Genomic DNA, 19,312 nt, shown 5'->3' on the forward strand with positions numbered 1-19,312 from the left:
TCGCAAAACCTTCCGGGCGGGACGTTCCAGGTCGTTCCGGACGCAGTATCCGTCCCCGGAGGATCTCCGGCAAGGGAGTCAGGCCAGGCGTTCGGCGACGAGGTCCCAGACCACGTCCGCCAGGGCCTCCTTGGGACCGAGCGGGATCTCGACCTGGTCACCGTCGGCGGCCAGCACGACCGCCGCGTTGTCCGGGGTCCCGAAGGCGAGGTTCTCTCCGACCTGGTTGACGACCAGCAGGTCACAGCCCTTGCGGGCGAGCTTGGCGCGTCCGTTGGCGAGCACGTCGTCGGTCTCGGCGGCGAACCCCACGATGACGCGCGGACCCAGCCCCTCCCCCTGTCGCCTGCGCTCCCCCAGCTCAGCAAGGATGTCCGGATTTTTCACCAAATAGATAGGGTCGGGGTCGGCCGAGGTCTTCTTGACCTTCGACCCGCTCCGCCGCGCGGGCCTGAAGTCGGCGACGGCCGCGGCCATGACCACGGCGTCCGCCTCCTTGGCGGCCTTGAGCACGGCCTCGCGCAGTTCGAGTGCGGACTCGACCCGGACGACCGTCGCCCCCGCGGGGTCGGGCAGGGAGACGTTGGCGGCGACCAGGGTGACCCGCGCGCCGCGGGCCAGGGCCGTACGGGCGAGAGCGTAGCCCTGCAGGCCCGAGGAGCGGTTGCCCAGGAAGCGGACCGGGTCGATGGCTTCGCGGGTGCCCCCGGCCGAGATCACCAGCCTGCGGCCCCCAAGGTCGGCGGGCCGTCCGGCGAGCACTCCCCGGCAGAACTCGAAGATCTCCACGGGGTCCGGCAGCCGCCCCCTGCCCGTGTCGGCGCCGGTGAGACGGCCGACGGCGGGCTCGACGACGAGCGTGCCGCGCTCGCGGAGGGTCGCGACGTTCGCCCGGGTCGCGGGGTGCTCCCACATCTCGGTGTGCATCGCGGGCGCCAGGACCACCGGGCAGCGCGCGGTGAGCAGCGTGTTGGTCAGCAGGTCGTCGGCCAGCCCGTGGGCGGCCCTGGCCAGCAGGTCCGCGGTCGCGGGAGCGACGACGACCAGGTCGGCGCCCTGGCCGATCCTGACGTGGGGCACCTCGTGCACCGACTCCCAGACGTCGGCGGCGACGGGGTTGCCGGAGAGGGCTGCCCAGGTGGGCTCGCCGACGAAACGCAGAGCCTGCCTGGTGGGGACGACACGCACGTCGTGGCCCGACTCGGTGAACAGGCGCAGCAGCTCACAGGCCTTGTAGGCGGCGATGCCGCCACCCACCCCGAGGACGACAGACGGCCTGCGGCGCGGGCCGGGGAGCGCCTGTTCCGCAGCGGCTGGAGAGGAGGGGAAGGCGGTCTCGCCCTCGCCAGGCGTCCGCATCGGCGGGACTAGCCCTCGATCGGCTCTGAGGTCAGCAGACCCTCGCTGACCTCGCGCAGCGCGATGGACAGCGGCTTCTCCTGGGCGTGGGTCTCCACGAGCGGCCCGACGTACTCCAGCAGGCCCTCGCCGAGCTGGGAGTAGTAGGCGTTGATCTGGCGGGCGCGCTTCGAACCGAAGATCACCAGACTGTACTTGCTGTCGACGATGTCCAGCAGGGCGTCGATCGACGGGTTGGTGATGCCTTCGGAGTAGGCCGCGTTCGTTGCCACGTTGTGTTTTCCCCTAGCTAGGTGAACGTCCGGGGCTCGAAGCCTCGGGAGCATCAGCCAACAAGGCTATCAGCCTGTGGCATACCTCCTGGACCGACGTGTTCACCAGCGTGAGGTCGAACTCCTGCTCGGCGGCCATCTCGATCCGGCCCGCGGCCAGGCGCCGGGCGATGACGTCCTCGGGCTCGGTTCCCCTGCCGCGCAGGCGCTTCTCCAGCTCCTGCCAGCTCGGCGGGGCGAGGAAGACCAGCAGGGCCTCCGGCATGCTGGCCCTGACCTGGCGTGCCCCCTGGAGGTCGATCTCCAGGAGCGTGGGCACCCCGGCCGTGAGCTTGGCGAGCACGGGGGCGCGCGGCGTGCCGTACCGGTTGCCGGCGAACTCCGCCCACTCCAGCAGCTCGCCGGAGGCGGCCAGGCGGTCGAACTCCGCGTCGTCGACGAAGAAGTACTCGACGCCGTGGGTCTCCCCAGGGCGCGGTTTCCTGGTGGTCACCGAGACCGACAGCCACACCTGGGGGTGTGCCCGCCGAAGCTCGGCGACGACCGTGGACTTACCAACGCCTGACGGCCCTGAGAGGACCGTCAGGCGGTTGCCGGTCGGCCCGGGGAAGGCTCGTGCCCCCTCCGGACCTTCGACCGGGGACACGGAGCCACCGGACCCGCTCTCAGCGGTCTTCCCCGGAGCCCGACTCCCGTCGGACCACGATGTTCCGGTCAACTCCACAACCCCCCGTGATGCCGTTCCCGCGCAGGGCGCGGATGAGCGTGTCGTACCGGACCGAGACTAGCCCTCGGCCCCGCCGAACTCACGCTCAAGGGACGCCCGCTGGTTGGCGCCCAGGCCCCGCACGCGGCGGGACTCTGCGATGCCAAGCCGCTCCATCAGCTGCTTGGCGCGGACCTTGCCCACGCCGGGGAGCGACTCCAGAAGAGCCGACACCTTCATCTTGCCGATGACGTCGTCAGCCTGCCCGTCTTTGAGCACCTCAGCCAGAGAGATAGCGCCGTGCTTCAGGCGGTTCTTAACCTCGGCACGCTCTCGGCGGGCCTTGGCAGCCTTCTCTAGGGCTGCGGCGCGCTGCTCAGGGGTAAGGGGAGGAAGAGCCACGCCGGGTCACCTCGAATTTCCTGTCGATGTACTCGGACGGGAAGGGAAACTAGCTGGTCATGGCGCTTCAAGCAACGTCAAGACCAGTTTCTTCCCTTAGAAAATCTACTTCGTCACTTTGTGTAGCGAGAAAGTCGCCGAGCGTCGATGAAACGACGCTCAACTCCGTGTTTTGCGGCGACGTGGATCACATCATGGATCAGGCGTCCCGGCCGGTCGAGGTGAGGGCCCGGCGGAGCGCGGCGGCGATTCCCGCGGCGGCCGCGCCGGGGTCGGCGGCGCCGGTGATCGGGCGGCCGATCACCAGAAGATCGGCCCCGTCGGCCAAAGCCCTCTCCGGAGTCGCTACTCTTGCCTGGTCCTGAGTCGCGGAACCGGCGGGGCGGACGCCGGGCGTGATCAGGGTGATGTCCGGGCCGACCTCTGCCCGCACCGCGGCGACCTCGCGGGGCGAGCACACGAGGGCCTGCGCGCCCGCGCCGACGGCCAGCGTGGCCAGGCGGCGCACGGCGTCGTCGGGAGAGCCCTCCAGGCCGATGCCGTGCAGGTCGGCCGCCGACAGCGACGTGAGCACCGTCACGGCCGCGATCCGGGTGTCCGGCAGCGCCTCGACGGCCGCCCTGATCATGGCGGGGCCTCCGGCCGCGTGGACGGTCAGGATGGCCGGCCTGAGCCGTGCCACGGCCCTGGCCGCGCCCGCGACCGTGTTGGGGATGTCGTGGAGCTTGAGGTCGAGGAAGACCTGGACGCCGCTGGCGCCCCTGACCGAGGCGATCACCTCGGGACCGTAACGGAGATAGAGTTCGAGCCCGACCTTCACGGTGCTGACGTGTGGGGTGACCACGCTCGCCCAGTGGGCTGCGGTCTCCAGGTCGGGCGCGTCCAGGGCTACGGCGATGGGTGCGGACGTCACAGGGAACTCTCCTCCAGGTCTATTCGGTGCCGGGTCGAGGTCCCCGGCGGACGATGGGCCAGCCCGACCGCGTCGGCGAGGCGGTGGAAGCCGCGCGCCGCCAGGAGCTCCTCAAGCTCCCTCAGGACGCGCAGGCAGGCGTAGGGGTCGTGGAACAGGGCGGTGCCCACGGCGACGACGCAGGCGCCCGCCAGGATGAGCTCGAAGGCGTCCCTGCCGGTCAGCACGCCGCCCATGCCGATGATGGGCACGCTGGGCAGTGCCGCGTGCACCTGCCACACGCAGCGTACGGCCAGCGGCCTGATCGCCGGTCCCGACAGACCGCCGGTGACCGCGGCCAGGGAGGGCCGCATGGCCTCGGTGTCGATGCTCATGCCGATGGGGCTGTTGATCATCGAGAGGGCGTCGGCGCCGCCGTCCACGCACGCCCTGGCCACGCTCACGATGTCCATCACGTCCGGCGAGAGCTTGGCCACCACCGGGACGTCGTAGCGCATGACCGAGCGCACCGAGGCGACCACCTCGGCGGAGGCGGCCCCGTCGCGGGCGAAGACCCTGCCCCGGTCCTCGATGTTCGGGCACGACAGGTTGACCTCGACGGCGGTCACCCCGGGGGCGTCGGTGAGCCTGCGGGCCAGCGCGGTGTACTCGGCGACGGTGCCGCCCCCGATGGAGACCACGGTCCTTATCCCCCGCTGGGCCAGCCAGGGCAGCTCGCGCTCCAGGAAGGCGTCCACGCCGGGCCCCTGCAGGCCCACGGCGTTGAGCAGCCCCGAGGGCGTCTCGGCGACCCTGGGGGTCGGCCTGCCCGCCCTGGGGGCCATGGTGATCGATCTGGTGGTCAGGGCGCCGATCCTGGCCAGGTCGAAGAACTGGGCCAGCTCCGCGCCCGAGGCGGCGCACCCGGCGGCCGTGGTGATCGGGTTGCCCAGCTCCACGTGCCCCAGGTAGGTCCGCATGTCAACCGACATTCCGTGTTCCCCCACCCGGCGCTCCCAGCGCGTCGAACGGGATCGTCCCCACGTCGTCGAAGCGGACGCGCTCGCCTCTGAAGACCGGTCCTTCGACGCACGAGCGCACCATCCGGGTGACGCCGTCGTCTCCGATGACCGGGAGCACGCACGTCATGCACACGCCGATGCCGCAGGCCATCCGCTCCTCGACGGCCACCTGCACCGGGATGTCGAACTCGACCGCGACGGCGGTGACGCCGCGCAGCGTGTCCATGGGGCCGCACGCGTAGACCGCGTCCGCCCTGACGTCGGCGATCACGCCGGGGAGCACGTCGGCCACCCTGCCGCGCATGCCGAGGGATCCGTCCTCGGTGGTCAGGGTGGTCGTCTCCCCCATCCTTCTGGCGCGCAGCGCGCCGAAGACCCGGTCGGCGGAGGCGGCGCCGAGCACGAAGTCGACGCGGCAGCCGCGCTGCTGGAGGGCGTCCGCCACGGTGAACAGCGTCGCCGAGCCGTACTCCGCGCCGACCAGGACGCAGGTCGCGGGGTCGCGGGGCAGCGGGAACGGCCTGCCGAGCGGGCCGACCAGGTCGAGGGTGTCGCGGGCGCGGCGCTCGGCGAGCCAGGCAGTGCCCGGTCCCCTGCCGGTGAAGACGAACTCGACCGTGCCTCCGTAGTCGGGCTTGACGTCGTGGACGAAGAAGACACGGCGCGTCAGCATCGACGTCTGCGGCCCGCCGACGGCGACCGAGACGAAGTGGCCCGGCCTGAACCGCTCGGCGACGCCGGGGGCGACCACGGTCAGCGCATGGTAGGCGTCGACCCGGCGCGTCGTCAGCACCGTGCCCGTCACCTGCACCGGAGTAACAGCCGTCTCTCTCACCTCCGCCTGGGGGCAACCCCGCAGGGGTTCTCGTCCTCGTGGCGTCCGGTCCCTCGCTCGACCCCGTCCTCCCCGGCCGGACGCGCCCACGGTCGCGTCCGGCTCCTCATTCTCCACGCCCACGGCCGGTCCCCGCCCGTCACGGGGGTCGCCGGGGCCGTTCCTCGGCGGGCTCAGCCCCGCAGCCGCCGCGCGTGCTCCTGCAGGGAGCGCACGCCGACGTCGCCGCGGACGATGGCCTGGATGCCCTGTACGGCCGCCGCCAGTCCCTGGACGGTGGTGATGCAGGGCACGCCCCGCAGCACCGCGGCGGTGCGGATCTCGTAGCCGTCCAGCCGCGGCCCGGACTGGCCGGGGCTGCCGAAGGGCGTGTTCACGATGAGGTCCACCTCGCCGTCCAGGATGCGCCCGCCGATGGTCGGCTCCCCGTCGGGACCCGGGCCCTCGCTCTGCTTGCGCACGATCTTGGCATGGACGCCGTTGCGGCGCAGCACCTCGGCGGTGCCCTCGGTCGCCAGGATCTCGAAGCCGAGGTCGGCCAGCGCCTTGACCGGGAAGATCATCGCGCGCTTGTCACGGTTGGCTACCGAGACGAACGCCCGCCCCTTGGTCGGCAGCGAGCCGTAGGCGGCGGCCTGCGACTTGGCGTAGGCGGTGCCGAAGAACTCGTCGATGCCCATGACCTCGCCGGTCGAGCGCATCTCGGGGCCGAGCACGGTGTCCACGCCCCGGAAGCGGTTGAACGGCAGCACGGCCTCCTTGACCGCGATGGGCGCGTCGAGCGGCAGCGTGCCGCCGTCGCCCTCGGCCGGGAGCATGCCCTCTGCCCGCAGCTCGGCCACGGTCGCGCCCATCATCACCCTGGCCGCCGCCTTGGCCAGCGGGACCGCGGTCGCCTTGGAGACGAACGGCACCGTACGGCTGGCCCTGGGGTTGGCCTCAAGGACGTACAGGATGTTGGCCGACATCGCGTACTGCACGTTCAGCAGCCCCCGCACGCCCACTCCCCTGGCGATGGCCTCGGTCGCGGCGCGGATGCGCTTGATGTCGTGGCTGCCGAGCGTCATGGGGGGCAGCGAGCAGGCCGAGTCGCCGGAGTGGATGCCGGCCTCCTCGATGTGCTCCATCACGCCGCCGAGGTAGAGCTCCTCGCCGTCGAACAGGGCGTCCACGTCGATCTCGACGGCCTCGTCGAGGAACTTGTCCACCAGGACCGGGTGGTCGCTGGCCGCGCCCGCCCTTGCCATGTAGGTGCTCAGCGTCCTGTCGTCGTAGACGATGGCCATGCCCGCACCGCCCAGGACGTAGGAGGGCCGCACCAGCACCGGGTAGCCGATCTCCTCGGCGATCTCCAGCGCCTCCTCGACCGTGACGGCGGTGCCGTGCTTGGGCGCGGGCAGCTCGGCCTCGGCCAGGACCCGGCCGAACGCGCCGCGCTCCTCTGCGAGGTGGATCGACTCGGGCGAGGTGCCCACGATCGGCACCCCGGCGTCCTTGAGCGCCTGGGCCAGGCCGAGCGGGGTCTGGCCGCCGAGCTGGACGATGACGCCCGCGACGGGGCCGCTCTGCTGCTCGGCGTGGACGACCTCAAGGACGTCCTCCAGGGTGAGCGGCTCGAAGTAGAGCCGGTCGGAGGTGTCGTAGTCGGTCGAGACGGTCTCCGGGTTGCAGTTGACCATGACGGTCTCGTATCCGGCGGCCGACAGCTCGAACGAGGCGTGCACGCAGGCGTAGTCGAACTCGATGCCCTGGCCGATGCGGTTGGGGCCCGAGCCGAGGATGAGGACCTTGGGACGCTCGCCCTGCGGGACCTCGGTCTCCTCGTCGTAGGTGGAGTAGAGGTAGGGCGTCTGGGCGGCGAACTCGGCGGCGCAGGTGTCCACGGTGTTGTAGACGGGCCGCACGCCCAGCGTGTGCCGCAGGGCGCGGATCTCCGGCTCCGACGTGCCGCGCAGCTCGGCGATCTGGATGTCGCTGAAGCCGTACCGCTTGGCCGTGGTGAGGACCTCGGCGGTGAGGGCCTCGGCGTCGCGCAGCTCGGCGGCGACCTCGTCGATCGCGTAGAGCTGGTCGAGGAACCACGGGTCCACCGAGGTCGCCTCGAACAGCTCCTCCGCCGTCGCGCCCGCGCGGATGGCCTGCTGCATCGTGCGCAGCCTGCCGTCATGCGGTGTACGGCAGGCGTCGAGCAGCGCGTCCTTGTCGCCGGGCTCCCCGGCCCAGGTGAAGGTCGCGTCCTTCTTCTCCAGGGAGCGCAGGGCCTTCTGCAGGGCCTCGGGGAAGGACCTGCCGATGGCCATGGCCTCGCCGACCGACTTCATGTGGGTCGTCAGGGTCTGGTCGGCCCCGGCGAACTTCTCGAAGGCGAAACGCGGGACCTTGACCACGATGTAGTCGAGCGAGGGCTCGAAGGAGGCCGGGGTCTCCCTGGTGATGTCGTTGGGGATCTCGTCCAGGGTGTAGCCGATGGCCAGCTTGGCGGCGATCTTGGCGATCGGGAAGCCGGTGGCCTTGGAGGCCAGGGCGCTGGAGCGGGAGACGCGGGGGTTCATCTCGATGACGATCATGCGCCCGGTCTCCGGGTTCACCGCGAACTGGATGTTGCAGCCGCCGGTGTCCACGCCGACCTCGCGGATGACCGCGATGGCGACGTCACGCATGTTCTGGTACTCGCGGTCGGTGAGGGTCAGCGCGGGGGCCACGGTGACGCTGTCGCCGGTGTGCACGCCCATCGGGTCGAGGTTCTCGATGGAGCAGACGATGACGACGTTGTCGGCCTTGTCGCGCATGACCTCCAGCTCGTACTCCTTCCAGCCGAGGATGGACTCCTCAAGGAGCACCTCGGTGGTCGGCGAGGCGTCCAGGCCCGCTCCGGCGATCCGGCGCAGCCCCTCCTCGTCGTGGGCGAAGCCCGAGCCGACGCCGCCCATGGTGAAGGAGGGCCGCACGACCAGCGGGTAGCCCAGCTCGCCCGCCGCGGCCACGCACTCGTCCATGGTGTGGCAGACGAACGAGCGGGCCGACTCGGCGTTGAGGCCGCGCTCGGCGGCGACCTTGGCCACGATGTCCTTGAACATCTCGCGGTTCTCGCCCGCCTGGATGGCGTCCACGTCCGCGCCGATCAGCTCGACGTCGTACTTGGCCAGGACCCCGGCCTCGTGCAGGGCGATCGCGGTGTTGAGCGCGGTCTGCCCGCCCAGGGTGGGCAGCAGCGCGTCGGGGCGCTCCTTGGCGATGATCTTCTCGACGATCTCCGGGGTGATCGGCTCGACGTAGGTCGCGTCGGCGAACTCGGGGTCCGTCATGATCGTCGCCGGGTTGCTGTTGACGAGGATCACGCGGAAGCCCTCGGCCCGCAGCACGCGGCAGGCCTGGGTGCCCGAGTAGTCGAACTCGCAGGCCTGTCCGATCACGATCGGCCCCGAGCCGATCACCATGACCGACTGGATGTCCGTGCGCTTAGGCACCCTTGTTCCCCCCCGTCGTGTTCCCTGTCTCTTCCATCAGCGCGCAGAAGCTGTCGAACAGCCCGGCGGAGTCGTGCGGGCCCGCCGCGGCCTCCGGGTGGTACTGGACGCTGAAGGCGGGCCGGTCGACCAGCCGCAGCCCCTCGACGCAGTCGTCGTTGAGGTTGACGTGGCTGACCTCCGCCGGGCCGTACGGCGTGTCGAAGGTGCCCTCAAGCGGGGCCCGTACGGCGAAGCCGTGGTTGTGCGCGGAGATCTCCACCTTGCCGGTGCGGCGGTCCTGGACGGGCTGGTTGACCCCGCGGTGGCCGTAGCGCAGCTTGTAGGTGCCGAGCCCGAGGGCGCGGCCGAAGATCTGGTTGCCGAAGCAGATGCCGAAGAACGGCTTGCCCGCTTCGAGCACGCCGCGCAGCGCCTCGACCTGGTGGTCGGCGGTCGCCGGGTCGCCGGGGCCGTTGGAGAAGAACACCCCGTCGGGGTCGAGGGCGAGGATGTCCTCGACGGTGCTGGAGGCGGGCAGGACGTGCACCTCGCAGCCGCGCTCGGCCATCCGGTGCGGGGTCATCGCCTTGATGCCGAGGTCCACGGCCGCGACGGTGAAGCGCTTCTCCCCGACGGCGGGCACGACGTACGGCTCGGCGGTCGAGACCGCCTCGGCGAGGTCGGCGCCCTCCATGGCGGGGCTGTTCCTGACCCTGGCGAGGAGCTCCTCCACCGGCGCGAGGGCCTCGCCGGAGAAGACGCCCGCGCGCATGGCGCCGCGCTCGCGCAGGTGGCGGGTGAGGGCACGGGTGCCGGGGATGGCGATGCCGACGACGCCCTGGTCCTTCAGGTAGTCGTCGAGGGAGCGCCTCGATCGCCAGTTGGAGGGGACGCGGGCGGGTTCGCGGACCACGTAGCCGGAGACCCAGACGCGGGAGGACTCGGGGTCCTCGTCGTTGACCCCCGTGTTGCCGATGTGCGGCGCGGTCATCGCGACGATCTGACGGTGGTAGGAGGGGTCGGTGAGGGTCTCCTGGTAGCCGGTCATCCCGGTGTTGAAGACCATCTCGCCGAAGGTCTCCCCCTGGGCCCCGTACGGGGTTCCGTGGAAGACACGGCCGTCTTCCAGCACTAGCACTGCGGTCACTCAAACACCCCGATCATCTCGGTCATTGCTCCGCAAAGTATGAAATATCTGGCACACCTGAGGGGTGTCTCTCCATGATGTGGGACGGCTCCGTCCCGGACGGGGACGCCCCACCGCCGGGGACGTCCGCGCGCCGCGGGTGAGAGGCGTCAGGCGAGCTTTCCGTCCAGGACGGTCGGCCTGCCGCGCAGGAAGGTCGCCACGACCCGTCCCGGCAGGGCCCTGCCCTGGTAGGGGGTGTTGCGGCTCTTGGAGGCGTATCCAGCCGGGTCCACCTCGGCGCGCACGGCCGGGTCGTAGAGGGTGACGTTGGCCGGGGCCCCCACCTCGATCGGCCGGCCGTGGTCAGCGACCCTGCCGATCCTGGCCGGGGCGAAGGACATGCGCTCGGCGACACCGGCCCAGTCGAGCAGCCCGGTCTCGACCATGGCCTCCTGCACGACCGAGAGCGCGGTCTCCAGGCCGATCATGCCCATGGCCGCGGCGGCCCACTCGGTCTCCTTGTCCTCGACCGGGTGCGGGGCGTGGTCGGTGGCGACGCAGTCGATCGTGCCGTCGGCCAGGGCGGCGCGCAGCGCCTCGACGTCGGCGCGGGTGCGCAGCGGCGGGTTCACCTTGTAGATGGGGTTGTAGGAGCCGACCGGGGAGTCCTCGACGAGGTCGTCGGTCAGGAGCAGGTGGTGCGGGGTCACCTCCGCGGTGACGTCCCAGCCCTTCGACTTGGCCCAGCGGACGATCTCGACGGAGCCCGCGGTGGACAGGTGGCACACGTGCAGGCGGGAGCCGACGTGCGCGGCCAGCAGGCAGTCTCGGGCGATGATCGCCTCCTCGGCGACCGCGGGCCAGCCGTTCAGGCCGAGCCTGCCGGAGACCGCGCCCTCGTTCATCTGCGCGTCCTTGGTCAGGCGCGGCTCCTGGGCGTGCTGGGCGACCACGCCGTCGAAGGCCTTGACGTACTCCAGGGCGCGGCGCATGAGCACCGCGTCGGAGACGCATTTGCCGTCGTCGGAGAAGACGCGGACCCGGGCGGCCGAGTCGGCCATCGCGCCGAGCTCGGCCAGGCGCTCGCCGTCGAGCCCGACGGTGACGGCGCCGACCGGGCGCACGTCGCAGTGCCCTGCCTCCTGGCCGAGGCGCCAGACCTGCTCGACGACGCCCGCGGTGTCGGCGACCGGGTCGGTGTTGGCCATGGCGTGGACCGCGGTGTAGCCGCCGAGCGCGGCGGCGCGGGTGCCGGTCTCCACGGTCTCGGCGTCCTCGCGGCCGGGCTCGCGCAGGTGGGTGTGCAGGTCGACCAGGCCGGGCAGCGCGACGAGCCCGGTGGCGTCGATCGTCTCGTCCCCGCTCAGGTCCTGGCCGATCTCGGCGAAGACGCCGTCGCGGATCAAGATGTCGGCGGGCTCGCCGCCGAGGATCCTGGCGCCCTTGATGACGATGGTCTTCACTGGATCTCTCCTCCGAGGTCGGCGCCGCCGAGCAGCAGGTAAAGGACGGCCATGCGGGTGGTCACACCGTTGGCGACCTGTTCGACGATCGTCGAGCGGGGCGAGTCGGCCACCTCGGCGGCGATCTCCATGCCCCGGTTCATCGGGCCGGGGTGCATCACGATGGCCTCGTCGTGCAGCCGGGCGACGCGCTCGCGGTCGAGGCCGTAGCGGCGGCTGTACTCGCGCTCGGTGGGGAAGAAGGCGGCGTTCATCCGCTCGCGCTGCACGCGCAGCATCATCACCACGTCGGACTTGGGCAGCACGGCGTCCAGGTCGTAGGAGACCTCGCACGGCCAGGAGCCGACGCTCACCGGCAGCAGGGTCGGCGGGGCGACCAGGGTCACCTCGGCGCCGAGGGTGGACAGCAGAAGCACGTTGGAGCGTGCGACCCGGCTGTGCAGGACGTCGCCGACGATGGTGATCTTCCTGCCGTCGAGCGGGCCGAGGCGGCGGCGCATGGTGAAGGCGTCGAGCAGGGCCTGGGTCGGGTGCTCGTGGGTGCCGTCCCCGGCGTTGACGACGCTGCCGCGCACCCAGTTCGCCAGGCGGTGCGGGGCGCCCGAGGCGCCGTGCCTGATGACGACGGCGTCGGCGCCCATGGCCTCAAGGGTCAGCGCGGTGTCCTTCAGCGACTCGCCCTTGGAGACGCTCGACCCCTTGGCGGAGAAGTTGATGACGTCGGCGGACAGGCGCTTGGCCGCGGCCTCGAAGGAGATGCGGGTGCGGGTGGAGTCCTCGAAGAAGAGGTTGACGACCGTACGGCCCCGCAGGGTGGGCAGTTTCTTGATGGACCGTTCCGAGATCTTCGCCAGTTCGTCGGCGGTGTCCAGGATCAGCAGGGCGTCGTCACGGCTCAGGTCGGCCGCCGAGATCAGGTGCCGCTTCACTTGTCGTCTTCCTTCAGCAGCAGGACGGCGTCGCGGCCGTCGTTCTCCTCCAGGCAGACCTTGACGATCTCGGACTTGGAGGTGGGGAGGTTCTTGCCCACGTAGTCGGCCCTGATCGGCAGCTCCCTGTGGCCCCGGTCCACCAGGGCGGCGAGCTGGACGACCTGGGGGCGGCCCAGGTCGTTGAGGGCGTCGAGGGCGGAGCGGACCGTGCGGCCCGAGTAGAGGACGTCGTCGACGAGGACCACGGTCCTGCCGTCGATGCCGTCGGCGGGCAGCTCGGTGCGGCCGAGCGCGCGGGCGGGACGCAGGCGCAGGTCGTCGCGGTACATGGTGACGTCGAGGGAGCCGACCGGCACGGAGCGGCCCTCGAACTGCCTGATGTAGGCGGCCAGGCGGCGGGCGAGGTAGACGCCCCTGGTGGGGATCCCGAGCAGGACGATGTCCTGGGCACCCTTGGTGCGTTCGAGGATCTCGTGGGAGATGCGGATCAGCGCGCGGTTGATGTCGGGTCCTTCGAGGACCGCGTGCGCGCCCCCGCGGGCATGCGAAACGGAATCAGCCAATGAGAACACCACCTTTCCCGCCTCACGGGACGGGTCTTAAAGGAAGCTGACGGTTTCACGTTAGCAGCCGCCCGGCGATGCCCCTGAACCACCCCCTTGACTCCCTGACCACTACAAAGAAGACATATAACTCGCATGACCCGGACGGCCCGCCGATTGGCGAAACCTGGCCCTCCTCCGGCCATAGCCGCAGACCACGCCGGGCAGTCCCCTTCCAACCGGCCGTGGACCAGGGAGGGGGTCATGGGAGCCGAACTCCGCGCGATCCGCGCGCGCATCCGGTCCGTCACCTCGACGTCCAAGATCACCCGTGCCCAGGAGCTCATCGCCTCCTCGCGGATCCCCGAGGCCCGTAGACGCCTTGAGGCGGCCAGGCCGTACGCGAAGGAGATCACCGGGGTGGCCTCGATCCTGGTCAGTCATGGGCTCCACATGAACCACGCGCTGCTCAACCGGCGGCCGGACACCTCGCGGGTGGCCGTGCTGGTGCTGACCTCGGACCGGGGCTTCTGTGGCGCGTTCAACGGCAACGCGCTGCGTCAGGGCGACGCGCTGGCCGCCTACCTGCGCGAGCGGGACAGGGAGCCCGTGTTCTACCTGTACGGCCGCAGGGCGGCTGACTTCTACCGCTTCAGGCGCAGGAGCACGGAACGGGAGTGGACCGGCCTGTCCGCCCGCCCGACCTACGAGGCCGCAGCGGAGATCGGGCAGACGCTCGTCGAGGCCTTCGACAGGCCGACCAGGGAGGGCGGGGTCGGCGAGGTGCACGTGGTGTTCACCGAGTTCGTCTCCATGCTGACCCAGCGGACCAGGGTGCACAGGATCCTGCCCATCGAGGTCGAGGAGCGCGAGGCAGAGGGAGACGAGGATCTGCCTCCGCCTCCGCCGTACACCTTCGAGCCCTCCGCCGCGGTCGTGCTGGACCTGCTGCTGCGGCAGTACGTCAGGGCGCGGATCTGGCGCATGCTGCTGGAGTCGAGCGCCGCCGAGCACGCCGCGCGGCGTCAGGCGATGACGTCGGCGACGGACAACGCCCGCGAGATCCTCGCGTTGCTGACCCGGCGGGCCAACTCCGCGCGCCAGGCGGAGATCACCACGGAGCTGACCGAGATCACCGGCGGGGCCGAGGCGCTGGCCCACCCCGAGGGCATCCGGTAGGAACGAAGATCTACACTCCCCAACTTGGCAAAACCCGACAAAGTGGCATTAAAATCCTTCGGGTCATCGTCAGCCACCGGGGGATCGAGAACCATGGGCCTGTCCGCTCGCGAAAAGCGCGCCCTTGACGGAATCGCCGACCGGCTCTACGTCGAGGACCCGCTCCTGGCCGAGACGCTGTCGTCGTTCGCGACCGGCGCGGTCACCGCCGAGCCGCTACCCGTCCGCCGCAGCCCCTTCCCCGGCGTCCTGATTCCCGTCGCCCTGCTGGCCGCGATCATGGCGATCATGGCCGTGGTGCTTCCCCCGATCTCGGGCTCGACGGCCGAGGTCGCCCCCTCCCCCACCCACGCGCTGACCCGCGGCTGATCGCACCGTCCGCCCTGGTAGGGCGGGTTTCGCCCCTTCCTCCCCTGGGGACCCATTGGGTATTGGCACCGTGCCGGGGGGCGTGGATGGGAGATTCCTTCGGCGACCGTCCGCGAGGGCGCACCGCCGCAGAGAACGCCGCCGCTGAAGAAGCGGTGATCCGCGACAGGGCGGCCGAGGAGATCGCCGAGGAACACGGCAAACTCGGTCTCCCCGCGGCGATCTCCCTGATCGTGGGCAACATCGTGGGCACGGGCGTGTTCCTGCTTCCCGCCTCGCTGGCCGCCTACGGCACCGTCAGTCTCCTGGCCATGGCCCTGGTGTCGGTCGGCGCCATCGCGCTCGCCGTGGTCTTCGGCAGGCTCGGCGCGCGCCTGCCCGCGGGCGGCGGGCCGTACGCCTACGCCAAGGACGCCTTCGGGGAGTTCTCCGGCTTCTGGAACGCCTGGTCGTTCTGGCTGACCGCCTGGATCGGCAACGCCGCCATCGCCGTCGTCTGGGTCAACTACGTCAACTACTTCCTGCGCTGGGAGTCCCCGGCCGCCCAGATCGCCCTGGCGCTCGTCGCCCTGTGGATCCCGGCGCTGATCAACCTGAGCGGGGTGCGCAACATCGGCGCCTTCGCGGTGGTCACCACGGTGCTGAAGTTCATCCCGCTGCTCTTCGTCGCGGTGGTCGGCCTGTTCTTCATGCGGGGCGCCAACTTCGGCCCCTTCGTGGCGACCGGCGGCTCCTGGATCGCCGCGCTGTCCACCGCGGGCGCGCTCGCGCTGTTCATCTACTCGGGTGTGGAGAGCGTCACCATCGTCGCCGAACGGGTCAGGGACCCGGCCCGCAACATCGGCAGGGCCAGCGTCTACGGCGTGCTGATCTGCGCCGCGATGTACATGCTCAGCACGGTCGCCATCTTCGGCACCGTCCCGCACGAGGCGCTCGCCAACTCCACAGCCCCCTTCGCCGACGCGATCAACGGCATGTTCGGCGGGAGCGTCGGCGGCGGCATCATGGCGGCCTGCGCGATCGTCTCCGGCATCGGCGCCATCAACGGCTGGACCATGCTGGTCGCGGAGATGCCGATGGCCGCCGCCAGGGACGGCCTGTTCCCCTCGGTCTTCGCCGCCCGGTCACGCCGGGGCGTGCCCTGGTTCGGCATCGTCGCCGGGACCGCGCTGACCTCGCTTGTCGTGTTCTACAACTACCTCGGCTCGGAGGGCGGCTTCGACAGGATCCTGCTGATCGCCACCTTCACCACGGTCATCCCCTACTTCTTCTCCGCGTGCGCCCAGCTTTTCTGGCTGGTCACCGGGGCCCGCAGGGTCGAGGGGGTCAGGCTCGGCCGCGACCTGACCGTCACCGCGGTCGCCATCCTGTTCGCCTTCTGGATGACGTACGGCGCCGGCACCCAGGCCATCTTCGTGGGCTTCCTGATGCTCCTGGTGGGCATTCCTGTCTACATCTGGACAAAAGCCAAACGCGGCGAGTACGGCCCCGCCGACGAGGTACCCGGCCGGTCCACCATGGAGGAAGAGAAATGAGCTTTCACGTCGACTCCGAAGTCGGACGGCTCCACAAGGTCCTGCTCCACAGGCCCGAGCTGTCCCTGAAACGGCTCACCCCGTCGAACAAGGACGACTTCCTCTTCGACGACGTGCTGTGGGTGCAGCGCGCGGTCGAGGAGCACGAGGAGTTCCAGCGGGTGCTGACCGAGCGCGGGGTCACCGTCTACCTGCTGGGCGACCTGCTGCGCGAGACGATCGACATCCCCGAGGCCCGCAAGTACATCCTCGACCACGTCATCGAGGAGCGCTTCTTCGGCCCGATGGCCGTCGACGCCCTGCGCAACGCGCTGGACGCGATGCACTCCGACGACCTGCAGCTCTACCTCACCGGCGGGATCACCAAGCAGGAGCTCGTCGACCGGGGCACCGACCCCAAGAGCCTGGCCTTCCACACCCTCGGCCCCGACGACTTCGTGCTGCCGCCGCTGCCCAACCACCTGTTCACCCGCGACACCTCCTGCTGGATCTACGACGGCGTCTCCATCAACGCCATGCGCAAGAAGGCCCGCCAGCGCGAGACCGTGAACTACGAGGCGATCTACCGCTTCCACCCGATGTTCGCCCGGGGCTTCGACAGGCCGGACGAGGGCGGCTTCAACCTGTGGATGCCGGGCCTGGCCGCCGCCCCGGCCACCATCGAGGGCGGTGACGTGCTGGTGATCGGGCGCGGCGCCGTACTCGTCGGGATGAGTGAGCGCACCCAGCCGCAGGCTGTCGAGATGCTCGCGCGCAGCCTGTTCGCCAAGGGGGCCGCGCGGAAGATCGTCGCCCTGAACATGCCGAAGGCGCGGGCCTTCATGCACCTGGACACCGTGATGACCAGCGTGGACGTGGGGGTGTTCACCAAGTTCGCCGGGCTGGGCATGCTGCCCTCCTACACCGTCGAGCCCGGCGACACCGAGAAGGAACTCAAGATCACCGACCACGCGCCCGAGGACATGCACCGGGCCATCGCCCACGCCATGGGCCTGGACGAGGTCAGAATCCTCACCCCGACCCAGGACGTCTACGCGGCCGAGCGGGAGCAGTGGGACGACGGCTGCAATGTGCTCGCGCTCAGCCCCGGCGTCGTCGTCGCCTACGAGCGCAACACCACCACCAACAACTACCTGCGCGCCAACGGCGTCGAGGTGATCACCATCAGGGGCAGCGAGCTGGGCAGGGGCAGGGGCGGCCCCCGCTGCATGAGCTGTCCCCTCGAACGCGACGGCATCTGACCTCTCACCAGGGACACGCACATGGCATTCAACCTGCGCAACCGCAGCTTCCTCAAGGAGCTCGACTTCACCCCTGAGGAGTTCGGATTCCTCGTCACCCTCGCGGCCGAGCTCAAGGCGGCCAAGTACGCGGGCAACGAGAGGCCGCGCCTGAAGGGCAAGAACATCGCCCTGATCTTCGAGAAGTCCTCGACCCGCACCCGGTGCGCCTTCGAGGTCGGCGCGCACGACCAGGGGGCGCACGTCACCTACCTCGACCCCAGCGGCTCCCAGATGGGCCACAAGGAGTCGGTGCGCGACACCGCCAGGGTGCTCGGCAGGATGTTCGACGGCATCGAGTACCGGGGCAGCAAGCAGGCCTACGTCGAGGAGCTGGCCGCCTGCTCGGGAGTCCCGGTCTGGAACGGCCTCACCGACGAGTGGCACCCCACCCAGATGCTCGCCGACCTGCTCACCATGCGGGAGCACAGCGACAAGCCGCTGCGGAAGATCTCCTACGCCTACCTCGGCGACGCCCGCAACAACATGGGCCACTCGCTGCTGGTCACCGGCGCGCTGATGGGGATGGACGTGCGGATCGTGGCCCCCAGGGAGCTGTGGCCCGAGGAGGCCACGGTCGCCAAACCGGCCAGGGACCTCGCCGAGAGGACCGGCGCCAGGATCACCGTCACCGACGACGTCGCCGAGGGCGTCAGGGGCGTGGACTTCCTCTACACCGACGTGTGGGTGTCCATGGGCGAGCCGAAGGAGGTGTGGGACCAGCGCGTCAAGCTGCTCATGCCGTACCAGGTGAACGCCTCGGTCGTCGAGGCGACCGGCAACCCCGGGGTGAGGTTCATGCACTGCCTGCCCGCCTTCCACAACCGGGAGACGAAGGTCGGTGAGGAGCTGTACGAGAAGACCGGCCACGACGCCCTTGAGGTCACCGACGAGGTCTTCGAGTCGCCGATCTCGATCGTCTTCGACCAGGCGGAGAACCGCCTGCACACCATCAAGGCCGTCATGGTCGCCACCCTGGGAGACTGAGGATGCGGGTTCTGGTCGCCCTCGGGGGCAACGCGCTGCTGCGCAGGGGGCAGAGCCCCGACGCGCTGACCCAGCGGGAGAACGTCCAGGTCGTCGCCGCCTCACTGGCGAGGCTCGCCGAGCGGCACGAGCTGATCATCACGCACGGGAACGGCCCCCAGGTCGGCGTGCTGGCGCTGGAGAGCGCCAACGACCCCAACCTGGCCAGGCCGTACCCGCTGGACACCATCGGCGCCGAGACGCAGGGCATGATCGGCTACTGGATGCTCCAGGCCCTGCAGAACGCGCTTCCGGGGCGGCAGGTGGCCGCCACGATCAACCAGACGCTCGTCTCGGCGGTCGATCCCGCCTTCGACGACCCGACGAAGTTCGTCGGCCAGGTCTACGAGCGGGCCGAGGCGGAGAAACTGGCCGGGGAGTACGGCTGGACCGTCAAGCCGGACGGTCAGTACTGGCGCCGCGTCGTGCCCTCCCCCGCCCCGCAGCGGGTCGTGGAGACCCGGCTGCTGCGCCGCCTGGTCCGCGACGGCGTCGTGGTGGTCTGCGCGGGCGGCGGCGGGATCCCGGTCATCCGCAACGACAGGGGCCAGCTCCAGGGCGTCGAGGCCGTCATCGACAAGGACCTGACCGCCTCGGTGCTCGCCGAGGCCCTTGAGGCCGACGTCCTGATGATCCTCACCGACGTGTCGCGGGTCGCCAGGCACTTCGGGACGCCGCGGCAGGAGGAGATCACCCACACCACGCCGCACCAGCTTCGCGCCGAGCGCTTCCCCGCGGGCTCCATGGGCCCCAAGGTCGAGGCCGCCTGCCGCTTCGTCGAGACCACCGGCGACATGGCCGCGATCGGGAAGCTGGACGAGGCGGAGCTGATCCTGGAGGGCGAGGCGGGCACCATCGTCACCCCCAACGCCACCTGGCCGCTGGCCAGCACCCTTTGACGGTCTCTTCGAGGAGGGCAA

The 19,312-nt window shown here is 70.5% G+C and carries 18 protein-coding genes; 6 read left to right on the top strand and 12 right to left on the bottom strand.

Annotated elements, in window-relative coordinates:
• Positions 1-78 precede the first annotated feature (78 nt).
• From coaBC to pyrR, 12 genes are all read right to left on the bottom strand, one after another.
• On the bottom strand, positions 79-1,359 hold the full coding sequence (gene coaBC / locus FHS44_RS14590; RefSeq protein ID WP_184714599.1) for a bifunctional phosphopantothenoylcysteine decarboxylase/phosphopantothenate--cysteine ligase CoaBC: 1,281 nt from the start codon (positions 1,357-1,359) through the stop codon (positions 79-81).
• A gap of 8 nt (positions 1,360-1,367) precedes the next feature.
• Positions 1,368-1,631 (bottom strand): DNA-directed RNA polymerase subunit omega, encoded by a 264-nt coding sequence (gene rpoZ / locus FHS44_RS14595; RefSeq protein WP_012889517.1) that lies wholly within the window; start codon positions 1,629-1,631, stop codon positions 1,368-1,370.
• A 13-nt stretch (positions 1,632-1,644) separates the two neighbouring features.
• Positions 1,645-2,277, bottom strand: coding sequence for a guanylate kinase (gene gmk, locus FHS44_RS14600; RefSeq protein ID WP_184714601.1), 633 nt, complete (start codon positions 2,275-2,277; stop codon positions 1,645-1,647).
• A gap of 138 nt (positions 2,278-2,415) precedes the next feature.
• On the bottom strand, positions 2,416-2,739 hold the full coding sequence (mihF, locus tag FHS44_RS14605) for an integration host factor, actinobacterial type (protein ID WP_184714603.1): 324 nt from the start codon (positions 2,737-2,739) through the stop codon (positions 2,416-2,418).
• A gap of 199 nt (positions 2,740-2,938) precedes the next feature.
• On the bottom strand, positions 2,939-3,652 hold the full coding sequence (gene pyrF / locus FHS44_RS14610; protein ID WP_184714605.1) for an orotidine-5'-phosphate decarboxylase: 714 nt from the start codon (positions 3,650-3,652) through the stop codon (positions 2,939-2,941).
• Entirely contained in the window at positions 3,649-4,623 is a 975-nt protein-coding gene (locus FHS44_RS14615) for a dihydroorotate dehydrogenase (RefSeq protein ID WP_184714607.1), read from the bottom strand. The genes pyrF and FHS44_RS14615 overlap by 4 nt, the downstream gene beginning before the upstream one ends.
• The gene (locus tag FHS44_RS14620; protein WP_184715363.1) at positions 4,613-5,464 is read right to left on the bottom strand and encodes a dihydroorotate dehydrogenase electron transfer subunit; all 852 of its coding nucleotides are present in this window, start codon (positions 5,462-5,464) and stop codon (positions 4,613-4,615) included. The genes FHS44_RS14615 and FHS44_RS14620 overlap by 11 nt, the downstream gene beginning before the upstream one ends.
• A gap of 197 nt (positions 5,465-5,661) precedes the next feature.
• Entirely contained in the window at positions 5,662-8,955 is a 3,294-nt protein-coding gene (carB, locus tag FHS44_RS14625) for a carbamoyl-phosphate synthase large subunit (protein ID WP_184714609.1), read from the bottom strand.
• Entirely contained in the window at positions 8,948-10,084 is a 1,137-nt protein-coding gene (gene carA / locus FHS44_RS14630; RefSeq protein WP_184714611.1) for a glutamine-hydrolyzing carbamoyl-phosphate synthase small subunit, read from the bottom strand. Before carA ends, carB begins: the two co-directional genes overlap by 8 nt.
• Positions 10,085-10,233: 149 nt before the next feature.
• A complete protein-coding gene (locus FHS44_RS14635; RefSeq protein WP_184714613.1) occupies positions 10,234-11,529 on the bottom strand; it encodes a dihydroorotase in 1,296 nt (431 codons plus the stop codon).
• Entirely contained in the window at positions 11,526-12,458 is a 933-nt protein-coding gene (locus FHS44_RS14640) for an aspartate carbamoyltransferase catalytic subunit (RefSeq protein WP_184714615.1), read from the bottom strand. Before FHS44_RS14640 ends, FHS44_RS14635 begins: the two co-directional genes overlap by 4 nt.
• On the bottom strand, positions 12,455-13,024 hold the full coding sequence (gene pyrR / locus FHS44_RS14645) for a bifunctional pyr operon transcriptional regulator/uracil phosphoribosyltransferase PyrR (protein ID WP_221460696.1): 570 nt from the start codon (positions 13,022-13,024) through the stop codon (positions 12,455-12,457). Before pyrR ends, FHS44_RS14640 begins: the two co-directional genes overlap by 4 nt.
• Positions 13,025-13,267: 243 nt before the next feature.
• Here pyrR and FHS44_RS14650 point away from each other — a divergent pair, with 243 nt between their 5' ends.
• From FHS44_RS14650 to arcC, 6 genes are all read left to right on the top strand, one after another.
• A complete protein-coding gene (locus FHS44_RS14650) occupies positions 13,268-14,182 on the top strand; it encodes a F0F1 ATP synthase subunit gamma (RefSeq protein ID WP_184714619.1) in 915 nt (304 codons plus the stop codon).
• Between the two features lie 93 nt (positions 14,183-14,275).
• Positions 14,276-14,551 (top strand): DUF3040 domain-containing protein, encoded by a 276-nt coding sequence (locus tag FHS44_RS14655; RefSeq protein ID WP_184714621.1) that lies wholly within the window; start codon positions 14,276-14,278, stop codon positions 14,549-14,551.
• An 86-nt stretch (positions 14,552-14,637) separates the two neighbouring features.
• A complete protein-coding gene (locus FHS44_RS14660) occupies positions 14,638-16,086 on the top strand; it encodes an amino acid permease (protein WP_184714623.1) in 1,449 nt (482 codons plus the stop codon).
• Entirely contained in the window at positions 16,083-17,327 is a 1,245-nt protein-coding gene (locus FHS44_RS14665; protein ID WP_184714625.1) for an arginine deiminase, read from the top strand. The genes FHS44_RS14660 and FHS44_RS14665 overlap by 4 nt, the downstream gene beginning before the upstream one ends.
• A gap of 21 nt (positions 17,328-17,348) precedes the next feature.
• On the top strand, positions 17,349-18,353 hold the full coding sequence (argF, locus tag FHS44_RS14670; RefSeq protein ID WP_184714627.1) for an ornithine carbamoyltransferase: 1,005 nt from the start codon (positions 17,349-17,351) through the stop codon (positions 18,351-18,353).
• A 2-nt stretch (positions 18,354-18,355) separates the two neighbouring features.
• The gene (arcC, locus tag FHS44_RS14675) at positions 18,356-19,291 is read left to right on the top strand and encodes a carbamate kinase (protein ID WP_184714629.1); all 936 of its coding nucleotides are present in this window, start codon (positions 18,356-18,358) and stop codon (positions 19,289-19,291) included.
• Positions 19,292-19,312: the final 21 nt, after the last annotated feature.

The organism is Streptosporangium saharense, from assembly GCF_014203715.1.
Classification (GTDB): Bacteria; Actinomycetota; Actinomycetes; order Streptosporangiales; family Streptosporangiaceae; genus Streptosporangium; species Streptosporangium saharense.